Here is a 14,044-nt window from a genome sequence, read left to right as displayed (position 1 = left end):
TACGCCCGCCAAGAGGTCGCGCCTAGCGGTCGGCCGCCCAGAGGGCCGATCGAGAGCAACAGGGTACCCTCGGGAATCACGGCCAAACCTCGATTTTCTTGGAAACTTCCCTCGACGATCCAAACAGGACGACTCGGTTCAATCGAGGGGGTTGCCCCGGACTCGGGGCGATTCTAGACTAGAAATCCCTACCGGCCTCCAGAGGCGAGGAACACATTCGAGAACGGGGTGGCGGTCCGATGTCGGAATTTTTTGCAGGCGTCCCGAAGATCCAGTTTGGCGGCCCCAAGTCGCGCAACCCCCTGGAATTCAAGCACTACAATCCCGACGAGCTGGTCGGTGGCAAGGCGATGAAGGACCACCTCCGATTCTCGGTGGTCTACTGGCACACCATAGCGAATCCGCTGGGCGACCCGTTCGGCCCCGGCACGGCGATCCGGCCCTGGGACGATGGGGTCGATGGCCTGCCGCGTGCCAGGACCCGCGTGAAGGTCGCCTTCGAGTTCTTCGAGAAACTGGGCGTCCCCTACTTCGCCTTCCATGATCGCGACGTCGCCCCCGAAGGCTCCACGCTCAAGGAGAGCCACGCCAACCTCGACGAGGTGGTCAAGGTCCTCAAGGACGAGATGGGCCGGACCGGCGTCAAGCTCCTCTGGGGGACCGCCAACCTCTTCTCCAATCCCCGGTACGCCCACGGCGCGGCCACCAGCCCCAACCTCGACGTCTTCGCCTATGCCGCCGCCCAGGTCAAGAAGATGATGGAGGTCACCCAGGATCTCGGCGGGCTCGGCTATACCTTCTGGGGAGGCCGTGAGGGCTATTCGACCCTCTGGAATACCGACATCAAGCGCGAGGTCGATCACCTCGGCCGGTTCCTCCACATGGCGGTCGACTACAAGAAGCAGATCGGCTTCAACGGGCCGTTCTACATCGAGCCCAAGCCGAAGGAGCCGACCAAGCACCAGTACGACTCCGACGCGGCGGCCTGCCTCAACTTCCTGCGGACCTATGGCCTGCTCCCGCACTTCAAGCTGAACCTCGAGACCAACCACGCGACCCTGGCCGGTCACGAGATGATGCACGAGATGCTCGTGGCCATCGGCTCGGGGGCCCTCGGCTCGCTCGACGCCAACACCGGCGATCCCCTGATCGGCTGGGACACCGACCAGTTCCCCACCGACATCTATCTGACGACCAAGTGCATGCTCTGCGTCCTGGGCATGGGCGGCCTGACCACCGGCGGCGTCAACTTCGACGCCAAGGTCCGTCGCGAGAGCTTCGAGCCGATCGACCTCTTCCATGCCCACATCGGCGGGATGGATGCCTTCGCCCGGGGCCTGAAGATCGCCCATGCGATCATCAGCGATGGCCGACTTTCCGGTTTCGTCGCCGACCGCTACAAGAGCTGGGACGGCGAACTCGGCCGGAGGGTCGAGGCCGGGCAGTCGAGCTTCAACGACCTCGAAGCCTACATCCTGCCCAAGGGCGAGGTCACCGACCACGTCAGCGGCCGTCAAGAAATGCTCGAGAACCTGATCAACGAGTTCATTTGAACCAGCCGGGAATCCAGGAAATCCGATCTCGGGACGATCTCTTCCCGAGTTCGGAAATCCTGGACTTTTCGATCACCCCGCCTCCGGCTCTTCGATCCGGACATGCAGCCGGATGGTCTGGATCAGCCGCTCGAAACTCTCGGGGGTGATGGATTCGGGGGCCCGGAGCCGGATCGCTTTCCCCGCGTCGGAACCCCAGAGTCGAAGGTCGATCCGGACGTCGGACGACCGCTCGACCGCCTTCGACTCGGAGGCGATCGGCGGGGGACTCTCCACCACCGGTCGCTCCGCGATCGGGGGTGAGACCTCGGCTCGCGTCCCCTGAGGCCGGAAGACCTGGTCTTCGCCCAGGGCCCCCGCAAATCGGGCCGACTCCAGGAATGCTTCGGCGGCCGACTGCTTGGCCGAGGCGATGATCTGGTAATTGTGATAGAGGACATTGCCCAGGATCGACGCCTCGGGCAGCCTCTTCTCGGCGAACTGGCCGGCCAGCTCGGAATAGAGCGGCGGTTCGAGCAACGCCTGGCGATAGAGCCGGGGGACCTCGGCGGGGTCGACCGGATGGAGGATCGACCGGGCGAGGGGCGTCAAGCTGTACCCCTCGTCCTTGAGCACCAGCAGCCCGAACTGGCGGGCCGCGCTCAGGCGAGCCGAGAAGGTGTTGGTCTTGATGTTCTTGTAACCCAGCGACGACGCGATGTCGGGCGCGGTGAGGCCGTCGAGCCCTCGGGCTTCGATGAATTTGCAAAGCTCGACGCTCTCGGCCAGCGGGACCCCGGGGTGGCGGGTACTCCGCTCGCGTCGGGCCTTCGTCGGGGATGACTCGTCTTGGGACATCTTGACTCGATCTGAAGGATCGGAAATGGGTGGATGACGTTCGGCGATGGGATCAATTGTACACTAATCATTCGGCGAAACCGAGACAACCTCGATTCCGGCAATCGTGCTCATGGATTCGAAGATCTGGGCTTCAATCGAGGTACCAGCCGACGAACCGAACCAATCGCCCGAGCCGAGGTAGGACTTGCGGGCCGGGTCGCTGCAGGGGAATGCGACCCGGCCCCTGGGGTCACTTTCCGCCCGGCTTGGCCTGGTTGGCCGCCGCATCCTTGAGGGTTTCGAGGTAGGCGATCAGGTCGGCGAAGTCCTGCGGGGTGATCCCCTCGACGATCCCATTGGGCATCAACGAGACGTCGCTGGCCTTGCGTACTTCGATGTCGGCCTTGGGGATCTTGATCCGCTTGGCATCGGCGTCCTCGATCTCCAGGCCCTCGTCGGTATCGGACTTGATCAGGCCGGTCAGGACTCGACCGTCGGCGATGGCGACCACCACCGGCTCATATCCCGAGGAGATCCGGGCCGACGGGAAGAGGATCGAATTGACCAATTCCTCGCGGGGATACTTGACGGCGACCCCCGACAGCTCCGGGCCAACCGCGCCACCCTGGCCCCCGACGACGTGACACTTGACGCAGGCTAGCCCCTTCATGTCGAAGAAGAGGACCTTGCCGCGCTCGGCCTGGCCCGAACCCTTGAGGCCGGCCATCTTGAAACGCTCGGGATCGAATCCCAGGGTCGAGGGGCCTCGGAGGAAGGCATAATCCTCCGAGGCGCTCACGGCCACGGAATAGGCCCAGGGGCCTCCGCCGTTGCCGCACTTGATCAGCAAGGTGTTCTTTCCCTCCTTCAGATCCACGTCAACCCGGGCGACATCGGGCGAGAATCCCCGACTGTCGTTGAACCGGTAGACCTCCTTGCCATTGAGCCAGACCATCAGCGTGTCGTCCGACCCCACCCCGATCCGGGCCGGTCGGCCGGTCGGGCTCTCGAACTCGGCGTAGCCGAAGGCCGATCGATCGCCGAGATCGCCGATGGCCCGGGACAGGTCGACCATCCCGCTCTCGCTCGATCCGCGGACGGCCTTCCACGACAGGGTCGTCCCGTCGGGGCCGGGAACGGTCAAGGCCAGGTCGACCGGCTTGCCGGGAGAGACCGGCGGCCGGTCCTTGAAGGGGAAGGGGCCCATGACGTGCCAGTCGAGGATCGGCTGGAGCGAGCTGTAGATCCGCCGCAACTCGGGAAGCGTCTCGGGATCGAGCTCATGCCGCGTGGCCAGCTGATCGAGGACCGGCTGGACTTCGGTCCTGATCGCGGAGATGGCCAGGGATGCGGCCTTCCTCAGGTCGGGACTCGTGGCGGTCAAGCCCCGGAGATAGACCTGGAGCGCCCTGGGATCGGGCAGGGAGGCCAGGGCGAGGGTTGCCTCGAAGCTCGTCGCCTTTTCATCGGCCGCCTTCAGCAAGGCAGGGATCGCCTCGCGATCCTTCAAGCTCGCCAGGGCGGAGATCACGGCCTTGCGGACCTCGACGGACGGGTCGGTCAGGGCCTCTCGAAGTTTGCCCGAGCCCCCCTCAAGGACCCCGATCTGTCCCAGGGCCTCGGCCGAGGCCGCGCGGACTTCCGGCGACGAATCGGCCAGTAGTTGGACGATCGAAGGGATCGCCTCTCTGGCCTTGAACCGGCCGAGGGCGGCGATCGCCCGGGTCTGAGCGTCTCCCCGGTTCGCTTCCCCCCGAACCTGGAGGATCTCGATCAGGACCTGGATGGCCTCCCGACCTCCGATGGTCTCGACGCCCATGAGCGAGGCCGATCGGACTCCAGGGGGATTGCTCGGGTCTCGAAGGGCCTCGATCAAGATCGGCAAGGCTTCCTTGTCGGCCATCTTGCCCAGGGCCAGGGCGATCGCCTCGCGGGCCGCGGGGTCGCGATCGGCCTCGAATCGCTCGCGGAGCATCGGCAAGGCGCCCCGGGTGTCGGTCTCGCGAAGGGCCTCGATCGACGCCAGGCGGACCGGCAAGGCGGGGTCGGACAGGCTGGTCTCGATCGTCTGGAGGATCTCGGGGGTCGCCTCCCAGGCGATCGTCTTGCCGGGAGCCTTGCCCCGCGAAGGCCGGGTCCCCCACCACTTCCCATCCCAGGGAGGAGCCTTCCGGTGGACGGTGGCCAGTTCGCCGATCGCCCGAGCACGTTCAGCTTCGGGGACCTCGGTGGAGGTCGCGACCGTCCGGAGGACCTTGACGGCATCGGCGTCGTAGACGAGTTCCAGGGTTGCCAGGATTGCGGCCCGGAGTGCCGGGTTGTCCGACTTCAGGCCCGACGCGACCGCCTTCCAGTCGCCGATCCGCCGGAGGGCCTGACGGGTCGAAAACGCGAGATAGCGGTCGGAGTCGACCAGGATCGGCAAAAGCGCCGGGATGCTCGAAGGGTCGCCGATCCGCCCGAGGGCGATGATGGCCTGGAGCTTCACGGACGGTTCCGGGTCGCCAAGTAGGCCGATCAGTCCCTCCTTTGCGATCGGGACCCGTCGTTCGCCGAGGGCTCGAGCGGCCTGGGCCCGCACGTCGGCGACCGGCGATTTCAGGGCTTCCATCAGGGGAACCGAGGCATCGGGCGTCGCCCCGGCAATTCCGTCGACCACCCAGACCAGATGCCGGAGGGCGACGGGATCGGTCTTCGGGTCGGCGAGGGACTGGACCACGACCGGCAGGACGTCGCGGCCCTTCTTGACCAGAGCCCGCTGGGCTCGCATCCGCTCGTTGAATGAGGGATGGTCCATTTGCTCGATCTGGGCCTCGACCGGGTCGGAGTCGGCGCCTCGGGGGCGGGTCGGTATCTCGGGGCCTCCGTAAGTGATCGCGTAGACCCGACCGACCTTCTCGGTCTTCGAGCCCCAGGAGCCCATCCCCCAGTCGGCGACGTAAAGGGTTTTCCCATCGTAGGAAAGGGCGAGATCGAGCGGCCGGAGTTCGCCCGAGTCGCCGACCTCGGCCAGGTCGATCACGTCCTCGATCTTGAACGAGGCCCCTTCGGGCTCGAAGGCGAAGGCGCTGACCTTTCGCTTGCCCCACTCGGCCCAGATCGCGCGACCTCGATACTTCTCGGGCCAGGCATCTTCCTTGTAGACCACACCGCCGCAGGGCGAGCCCCCGCCATACTCCGCGATCCGATTCAGGAATCGGTCGGGAAAATCGTGATAATCGTAGGGATATCCGTAGTATCCGCCATCGACGTGATGGGTGACCCGGGTCCACCAGCCGTCGCCATCATCGGTGTTGTCGTAGGTGAAGAGGTTGTCGCGGTCGTCGAGGTTGGGTTCGAGGTGGTTCCGGGTCCCGGTGGTGAACACTTCGAGGTCGGTCCCGTCGGGGAGGCAGCGGAGGGTCCCGCCGCCGACCACCTGGGCCGTCTTGCCGTCGGGCCCTGTGGCTTTCAGGACCCCCTTGTCTCCCGTCGAGATGTAGAGCCGGTCATCGATCCCGAACTGGATCCCCGAGACGATGTGGTCGTTCAGCCCATAAATCGCGTTATTGGTGATCCCCAGATCCTTGAAAAGATCCTTGCGGGTATCGGCCTTGCCGTCGCCATCGGTGTCGCGGAGGACGGTCAAGAACGGCATGTGGCTGACGTAAAGCTCTCCCTCGCGCCAGGCCATCCCGAAGACCGCCCGGAAGCCCTCGGCGAAAATGACCGGGTCCTTACCATCCCGATAGAGATAGATCTTGCCGTCCATCGCCTCGTACGGCCCCACCTGGTCCATCGGGTCGACCGCGACGAAGAGCGATCCATCGGGCGAGGTCGCCAACTGCGAGGGATAGAGCAGATCCGGGAAGCTGGCCACCAGCCTGACCTTCAAGTCGTCCGGGACCTTGGGCAGTCCGGCGGCCCGGGAAGCCGAGGCAACCAGCAATAACATCAGAATCGCGGGGAGGACCCGCCGGGCCCGAGCCGTCATCATTCGTGCTTCCTCGTTGGGTCGAGTTCGAGGGCGGGAGGAGTCCGAACTTGGCGGGGAAAGGTCTCCCTTCCGGCGTGGTCGGCCTCCGAGATCGCGATATTCTAGCCGTGCCCGACGGGCCCTCACAACGGGGTAAGGACTCTCCGTCGCCCGGCCGGGAACCACGAAGACTCCGGGAAAAACGAACCCAACCCCAACCGAAGAATCAGGGAGGCCAGACTCCCCCCCAGGAAAAACGAACCCAAACTTCTCCAGGTCTCGGAACTTCCCGAGAGAGATCCGCATGATATTCCCTCATTCCGAGGAATAGGGAGCACGGTTTTTCCCGAAATCGAACCTGGTTTGTCCCAAGCACGCAAGCACCGCGTAAGGATTTCGATCCAAGGTTGATCCCGATCATCCTGCGTTGATGATTCCCGGACCGACCCTGGTCATTCTCGGGCCAACGACCTAGGCTTGAGTCGCACCGGCTGTGTCGACCATCGGATTTCGACCGGCGGCTCACCGGTGATCATGGACTCTGGGGGGAACTTTTTGTGCCACGCAACCCACGCCATCGACGGCCACTCGAATTTGATCCTCTGGACTCGCGCCTCCTCCTGGATGCCGGCCTGGGACAGGCCGTCGTGGAGATCCCCGAAGCAAACATCGTCCAAGTCGCCGACATCGTAATTACGAATTCCGCCCGCGGGAAGCGGGGAAATTTGAGCACGGTCGACGGACAGTAAGCCGGTCCTACCGGCACGGCGAATCGAGCCGGTAGGATCTCGACTCGGCCCTTTCCGTTCAATGACGTTTCGACGAAGGTCCGGACGGGCCGATGCTCACCGGGGCGATTCGGGCTCGTAGGCGAGCTTCCATCCCGGGCTGGTGACCTGCCGATGACCGGCGGGGTGGGGTTCGGTCAGTTTGGAGTAAAGCTCCGGCCGGCGAGCCCGGAGATAGCGCCGTCCCGGCGATCCCTCGAGAGCGTCGGTCGTCAGGAGTCCGACGACGACGTCGTCGTCGAGTTCCCGACTCTCCACGATTACTTCGCCATCGGGCCCGAGGATCATCGAGAGGCCCGGCTTGATGGTGTCGAAGTCTCGACCGATGTTGTTGGCGAAGACGGCGTAGACCCCGTTTTCCCAGGCGCGGGCCGGGAGCCACCGGTCGAGCCAGCCTCGCCCCTTGGGGCCCTGGAACTCCAGGCGGAGTCGGGCGGGGTCTCGGTGCCGGTTGTCCCAGAGCGAAGGGTCGACCAGCCCGCGACCCGGCATGTTGGACGGGGTGCAACCGGTGACATGCGGCATCACGATGACCTCGGCCCCGAGCAGGGCCGTGGCCCGGACATTCTCCGGCAAGTTGTTGTCGTAGCAGATCAAGAAGCCGAACTTGACGCCGAGGATCTCGACCACCTGATAGCCCCGTCCCGGGGTCAGGTGCGGGCTGATGAACGGGTGGAGCTTGTGATAGCGGGCGAGCAGCCCCTCGGGCCCGACCGCCACATAGCTCTTGTAGAGCTTCCCATCGGGTTCCCGTTCGATCAGGCCCGCCATCACCACGACGTTCGATTCGCGGGAGATCTCGATCAAACTCCGGGTGGAAGGCCCGTCGGGGACCGGCTCGGCCAGGGCGTCCAGCTCATCCCGGGAGAGCGTCTGCAAGAACGTATAGGCCGTGATGCTGCACTCGTGGAAGCAGACGACCTCGGCCCCCCGGCTCGACGCCAGAGCCGTCAGGTCGCGAATCCGGCCGAGGTTGTAAGCCTTGTCGCCGTCTCGGTGCTCGAACTGAGCGGTTGCCACCCGGATATCTCGCATGATCGATCGAACCCTCGCGATGGTCGGCCCCGAGATCGATTTTCAAACCCGTTCCATCGAACTTCGGCCGGAGTTCCTGAGAGGCCCGCCCGCCGGACCCCAAGCCATGGTGTATTCTCTCATTTAAAGGTCGATCGCGCCAGCTTTAGCCGGGGCATGAACCGACGATCGAATCGGGTCGTCCCAAGTTTCAGACGGATACCCCGAGGGGAATTGTGCCATGAAAAACCAGAAGCAACGGCCAAACCCGGGTGCACGCCGTCGATTCCGGACCTCGTGGGAGCGGATGGAATCCCGGCAACTCCTGGCAACCTTACCCATTTTGGTCACGAACGCCGAGGACTCTGGCCCTGGATCCCTCCGAGAAGCGATTAACCAGGCCAACAATCAAAGTGGCGCAGACAACATCTTATTTGAGATTCCTGCATCTACTGCTCCTAACCTCGATGTACCATTCCCCGGCTTCGATCCGATTTCACAATCATGGCGAATCAAGCTCCAAAGTGAGTTGCCAGCGATCACGGATCAACTCACGATTGATGGCTTTTCACAGGGTCATTTCCCCGTCCCTTATAGATATCCAGCCCAGGTTTCTCCCACCCTCCTCGACCCTGTCTTAATTTCATCAACGCCGAACGATGCTGTCGCCGTCAAGGGCAATAATGCCGTTAATCGCGTCATCATTGACGGAAGTCAGACGGGTGGCTCCACAGGTTTCGAGATCGAAGCTTCGCATACCATTATTCGCGGTTTGATCATTGATGGCTTCGGGATTGGAATCGCGGTTCCCTCGCCGGACAATGTCGGTGTGTTGATTCAAGGAAATTACATCGGGGATTATTTTCAGTTCAACGTGAACTCGAATGACGGCACTCCCCTGACCGGAAATCGCCAGGTCACGGCGAGCGGACAAGGCAACTCGCTCCAGGGCATCTTACTCGGGTCGACCAATTCGACCGTGGGCGGTGTGGCCACGCGGGATGCCAATGTCATCACGGGTAATGGACTACAGGGAATCTCGATACTGAACGGAGCGCAGGGGAATCAGATCCTTGGCAATCAGATCGGGATCGCCGGGCCAACCATTAACAACCGATTCTTTATTAATGGAAATGGGTCCGAAGGTATCTTGATCGGAGACTCGACCACCAAATTCGGAGACCCCAGCATCCCAGTTGGAGCCTCGGATGTCTCAATGGAAGCCTCCAGCAATCTGATCGGTGGGAGTTCGACGAACGCCGGGAATCTGATTTCCGCGAATTGCGGAGATGGCATCCGAATTTTTGGCCCACTCTCGACACGCAACATCGTCAAAGGGAACTCGATTGGTAACGCTCCCGGTGGAGGATTCCCCATCGAACCGGGAGGTGGGCTTGTCTTTGGATCGGGAGACACGGGCAACCTTGGCGACGGAGTCCGAATCGAGAACTCTGGAACCAACCTAATCGGTGGAGTCGCCGATACGGATCGCAACTTCATTTCCGCCAATGAGGGGGCAGGGGTTCGGATTCTTGGGACGAACGCCACGGGGAATGTGGTGAGAAACAATATCATCGGGCTGACTTCGGATGGTCTCTCGCCCCTGGGAAACAGCATGGAAGGGGTCACGATTGCTTCGTCGGGAAATATAGTAGGCCCCGGCAACATCATCTCGGCAAATCTTCGGGGAGTTTGGCTCACGGGCGGCGGAGCATTTAGCAACACGATTCAAGACAATTTGATTGGTACTGACATCAATGGAGTTGCCGATCTCGGCAACGCTCGCGAAGGGATTCGGATCGAGAATTCCTCCAAGAACGAGATCCTGGGAAATTCGCGGGGATCTCAGGTCATATCCGGCAACAACGTTGGAATTCTGATATTTGGAACCGCGGCCACAAACAATGAGGTTCTAGGCAACCTGATCGGCTCCGATCGATCGGGAATGTTCGACCTGGGGAATTCCCTGGAAGGAATTCGGGTCGAGAATGCACCCTACAACACGATCGGAGGCGTCACGACTTTCGACCGAAACCTGATCTCGGCAAATCACTGGGGTGTCGCAATCGTTGGCCCTTTGGCTTCGTTCAATTCTGTCGAAGGCAACTTTATCGGGAGCGACATTACCGGAGCTGCGCCGCTAGGCAATGAAGTTGACGGTGTGATCATCAATCAAGGAGCCTCCAATAACGCGGTGGGCGGTCCATCAATCCCTCCCGGAAATACAATTGCGTTCAACATCCGAGATGGAGTCCGAATCGAGGACCTGAGCGTCCGGAACTCAATCCTCACCAACAGCATATTCTCGAATGGGGCCCTGGGGATCGACCTGGTTGACATGTCCGACCCCGCCAATGGTCTTACCCCAAACGATATCAACAAGCCTGGACCAAATTTCTTTCAGAATTATCCGGTGCTGAGTTCAGTCGCTACTTCACTCACCTTCACGAACATCCAGGGAAGCCTGGATAGTACACCGAATACAACTTTCGTCATTCAGTTTTTTGCCAACTCGAAACCAGACGCGTTCATTATCAACTCGAAAACCGTTTACTTTGGCGAAGGTGAAATATACCTGGGGCAGACAACCGTCACCACCGGGGCAAATGGCCACGTGATATTCTCGGTGAATGTTCCGGTAACGGTCGGTAGCGGCCAGGGCGTTACGGCCACCGCAACCGATTCCTCGAATAACACCTCGGAATTTTCAGAGGATCAATTCGAGGAGATTTCCCTGGTCCAGTTTCAGATGGCGAACTTCGTCGTCGACGAAGCAGCCGGCACGACCACGATCACCGTGGTCCGATCGGGGGGGAGTGGCGGGCAATTCTCGGTCGACTATTCCACCTCGAACGGGACCGCCATCGCGGGATCCGACTACCAGGCCACCTCGGGGACTCTGACCTTCGAGATCGGTCAAAATACGGCGTCTTTCACGATCCCGATTATTGATGACACCATCCCCGAGGCCGATGAGACGGTCTTGCTGACCTTGAGCAACCCGGTGGGTGCCGCGATGCTCGGCAACCCAAGCATGGCCGTCTTGACGATCCAGGATAATGACCAGCCGGGGGCCTTCCGGTTCCTCAACTCCGCCTACTTCGTCAACGAAGCCGATGGTACGGCCACGATCACCGTGGTCCGGGATAGCGGCGGCGGCACGGTTTCGGTCAACTACGCCACCGCGAACGGGACCGCCCAAGCCGGGTCGGATTATCTGCCGGTCTTCGGGACGCTCGTCTTTGGCCCCGGCGAGACGGTCAAGACCTTCTCCGTACCGATCGTGCTCAATCCCGCGATCGAGGGGAACGAGACGGTGATCCTCAATCTCGGAAGCCCGACCGGCGGGGCCACCCTCGGTTCCCCTTCGTCGTCGGTGCTCGTGATCCTGGATGACCGGGTGGATCGAATGGGACCGGTTGTCGTGGGCGTCCGGGCGATCGCAGGGGCCGTCGGCGTCTCATCGGTCTTGATCACGTACAGCGAACCGCTCGACTCCAACCGCGCCACCGACCTCCTGAACTACGGATTCAGCATCCGGATCGCCGGACGGGACGGTCGCCTCGGGACCCGCGATGACCAGTTGATCGGCATTCAATCCGCAACGTATGACCCGGCCTCGATGACGGTCCGACTGGCCCTGGGCCGATTACTCGCCAAGAAGATGCCGGTCCAGGTTGAGATTAACCAGGTGACGAGCGTTGCCGGGGTCAATCGAGGAGTGGCCGACCTCGCCGGGAATTTGCTGAACAGCGTCGGGGTTGGGAATCCGGGGATCCCTTACAAAACTCAGGTTGTGGCCCGACCCGCCCCTTCGGTCGTGATCCAGACGGGCGTGAAAACCCCGGCCCCGAGGTCCAACAAGGCGAAGAAGGCGAAGCCGGTCGTACATCCGGCTCATCCGAAGGTGATCACGTCCCACCCAGCTTCCGCGAAAGGCAAGTCGCAGGCCCAGGCGATCTCGCTCCCGTCGGAAAGGAATCGCTCAAATCATTCGTGATCCACCGTCCATCGGATGGACCTGGGTTCTCTCCGGGTCTCATCCGGGGGGGGCCGAGGGGATCAAGGAATAGACGTTTCCGAGCGGGATCACGGTGCTGTATCCGACGCCCGTCCCGTACTCCAGGCCGAATCCATTCCCCGCCGAGGTCGAGAACGCGCTCACCCCGTTTTCGTATCGCGAATTGGCCAGATCGGTCGAGACGAGCGATCCGATTCCCACCCCTTCGAGAACTCGACGGCCCGTCAGGTCGTTGATGCTCGACGCGTTGGAGACCTCCACCCGGACGTCGCCCCCGGCCACATCCACCGGGGTCGGGATGGGATTGGCGTTATCCAGGGCACCCCGGACGCTGAGCATGATCCCGTAATTCCCGGCCCGATCGACGACATAGCCCACGTCGAGCCGTCCCAGGAAATTACCGATCTCGGGGACCTGCAGTCCATTCGCACCCGGGGCCACGCTCACCAGATCGCGGACGGTCCCGACGGAGATCGCCAAGGTGCCCGAGAGGCGCTTCGAGGGGAGGCTCGGCGGATCGAGCGGGACGACAGGCACGAACTGACCAGTCGCGCTCATGGTCTGAACCTGGTTGGCAAAATCGCTGATCCCTTGCGAGACGGCGTCATTCTGGCCCGCCCCCAGGGCAAAGACATTCCTCTGGACCGCAAGCCTCAAGGCTTTCAGGAGATCCTTGCGGGCCGCATTGCTGGGGAATGGGTCATTCTGCTGGAGGTAGGGTGCGAGCCGAAGCCCCGGGACCGAATTGGGGGCGTTGGGAGCAATCCGCTTGACGCCCGCGTTGAGGATCTGGTTGAGGAGAGGCGCGGTCGTGGCGTACGTCGTCGAGAACGTCCCGATCGAGATGAACGTCGGATTAGGGATTGGGAATGAGGGAGGTATCGCGGAGCGAGGGATCTCGACCGTCCCCGTGACGGGGGGTCCCGAGTCGAGAATCCGGAGGTTGGACGTCGGGACTTCCGCATAAAACCCGGGGCTGGACCCGGTCGCATTGACCAGCACCACGGTCTTCGTGGAGCCGATCGACTGGATGACCGCCTGATCAGGGATGCTGAAGGCGACCAGAGGATCGGTCGTGACCGCCCGAGACGAGACTCCGGGAGTCGTCCCGGGGATCGTGGTGAACGTGGTCGAAGTCGTGGCCGGACCGCCCGTGATCGAGCCGGGAGTTGTCGTCGGGATCGTGCCGGGGATCGCCGTGAGAGACGACGAAGCCGAGGCGCCGCCCACCGAACTGGCGATCGAAACCGAGGAAGCTGTGGTCGTGCTCGTCGAAGGAGCGTTCGAAACGCTGCCCGTGAGGCCGGAGATCTGCTGAGAGCCGATGAGCGAACTGAGCGCGGGTGACCCGAACAAGGTGTAGACATCCTGGTTCGAGAGGACGCCATGCACGAACGACTGGTTCAAGGCCGTCTGCTTGAGGATCGCTCGTGGTCCCTTGGGAACCGACGAAGTCCTTGATTCGAGTCGCCCCAACCCCGGGCCGAGGACCGACCCGAGGAGATCCTGGATCTCATGATGAGCGTTGACCGCCTTCGGCGGGTGTCGGATTTTCGGGCCGAGTTCCGAAGGGACGATGTAGGGGCCGAGCGATTGCGTGAGCGCGCTCGCGGCCATCAATTCGCGGCGGTCCAAGCCCTCGATCGCGGGAGTGAGTCGGCGAACCTTACGGGAAGCACGACTGGAATTTCGACCCGACATCGCGATCCTCCTTGATCCCGAGTCCAACCTCATCCTTGAAGTCGGGCCGGCCCTGGCCGATCGGATCGGGGTAATCCACGACCCTTGACGGCCTCGACCGCGATCTCGTCTTCGAAAAACATCACTTGACTTCAATATCGACCGAGCCGCGTGCCAACTCAAGCCGGGTCGAATTCCTTCGCTCTCCTCTTCG

At 62.4% G+C, this 14,044-nt stretch carries 6 protein-coding genes; 2 read left to right on the top strand and 4 right to left on the bottom strand.

Going from position 1 to position 14,044, the window contains the following annotated elements; translation table 11 throughout:
* The first annotated feature begins 239 nt into the window (after window positions 1-239).
* Window positions 240-1,553 carry a xylose isomerase gene (gene xylA, locus P12x_RS17230; protein ID WP_435005631.1) on the top strand — a complete coding sequence of 438 codons (1,314 nt, stop codon included), beginning with the start codon at window positions 240-242 and terminating at the stop codon, window positions 1,551-1,553.
* 72 nt (window positions 1,554-1,625) lie between these two features.
* Here xylA and P12x_RS17225 read toward each other — a convergent pair whose 3' ends face one another.
* The 3 genes from P12x_RS17225 to P12x_RS17215 form a co-directional block, all read right to left on the bottom strand.
* Complete coding sequence (locus P12x_RS17225; RefSeq protein ID WP_435005630.1) at window positions 1,626-2,390, bottom strand: hypothetical protein; 765 nt, start codon at window positions 2,388-2,390, stop codon at window positions 1,626-1,628.
* 232 nt (window positions 2,391-2,622) lie between these two features.
* The gene (locus tag P12x_RS17220; RefSeq protein WP_435005628.1) at window positions 2,623-6,348 is read right to left on the bottom strand and encodes a HEAT repeat domain-containing protein; all 3,726 of its coding nucleotides are present in this window, start codon (window positions 6,346-6,348) and stop codon (window positions 2,623-2,625) included.
* Between the two features lie 824 nt (window positions 6,349-7,172).
* Window positions 7,173-8,135: a nitrilase-related carbon-nitrogen hydrolase gene (locus P12x_RS17215; protein WP_435005626.1), complete on the bottom strand. Its 963-nt coding sequence runs from the start codon at window positions 8,133-8,135 to the stop codon at window positions 7,173-7,175.
* A 235-nt stretch (window positions 8,136-8,370) separates the two neighbouring features.
* On the opposite strand from P12x_RS17215, the gene P12x_RS17210 reads away from it, so the two are divergent.
* Window positions 8,371-12,129: a Calx-beta domain-containing protein gene (locus P12x_RS17210; protein ID WP_435005624.1), complete on the top strand. Its 3,759-nt coding sequence runs from the start codon at window positions 8,371-8,373 to the stop codon at window positions 12,127-12,129.
* Between the two features lie 39 nt (window positions 12,130-12,168).
* On the opposite strand, the gene P12x_RS17205 is transcribed toward P12x_RS17210, so the two are convergent.
* Complete coding sequence (locus tag P12x_RS17205) at window positions 12,169-13,785, bottom strand: hypothetical protein (protein WP_435005623.1); 1,617 nt, start codon at window positions 13,783-13,785, stop codon at window positions 12,169-12,171.
* Window positions 13,786-14,044: the final 259 nt, after the last annotated feature.

The organism is Tundrisphaera lichenicola (genome assembly GCF_051175385.1).
Lineage (GTDB): Bacteria > Planctomycetota > Planctomycetia > Isosphaerales > Isosphaeraceae > Tundrisphaera > Tundrisphaera lichenicola.
The sequence above is the reverse complement of the archived record's forward strand: the minus strand, read 5'-3'. Positions and strand labels throughout refer to the sequence as shown.

Excerpts from the sequence above, each read along its gene's own strand:
- P12x_RS17210 (WP_435005624.1), top strand. The coding sequence starts at position 8,371 with ATGAAAAACCAGAAGCAACGGCCAAACCCGGGTGCACGCCGTCGATTC.
- xylA (WP_435005631.1), top strand. The coding sequence starts at position 240 with ATGTCGGAATTTTTTGCAGGCGTCCCGAAGATCCAGTTTGGCGGCCCC.
- P12x_RS17220 (WP_435005628.1), bottom strand. The coding sequence starts at position 6,348 with ATGATGACGGCTCGGGCCCGGCGGGTCCTCCCCGCGATTCTGATGTTA.
- P12x_RS17225 (WP_435005630.1), bottom strand. The coding sequence starts at position 2,390 with ATGTCCCAAGACGAGTCATCCCCGACGAAGGCCCGACGCGAGCGGAGT.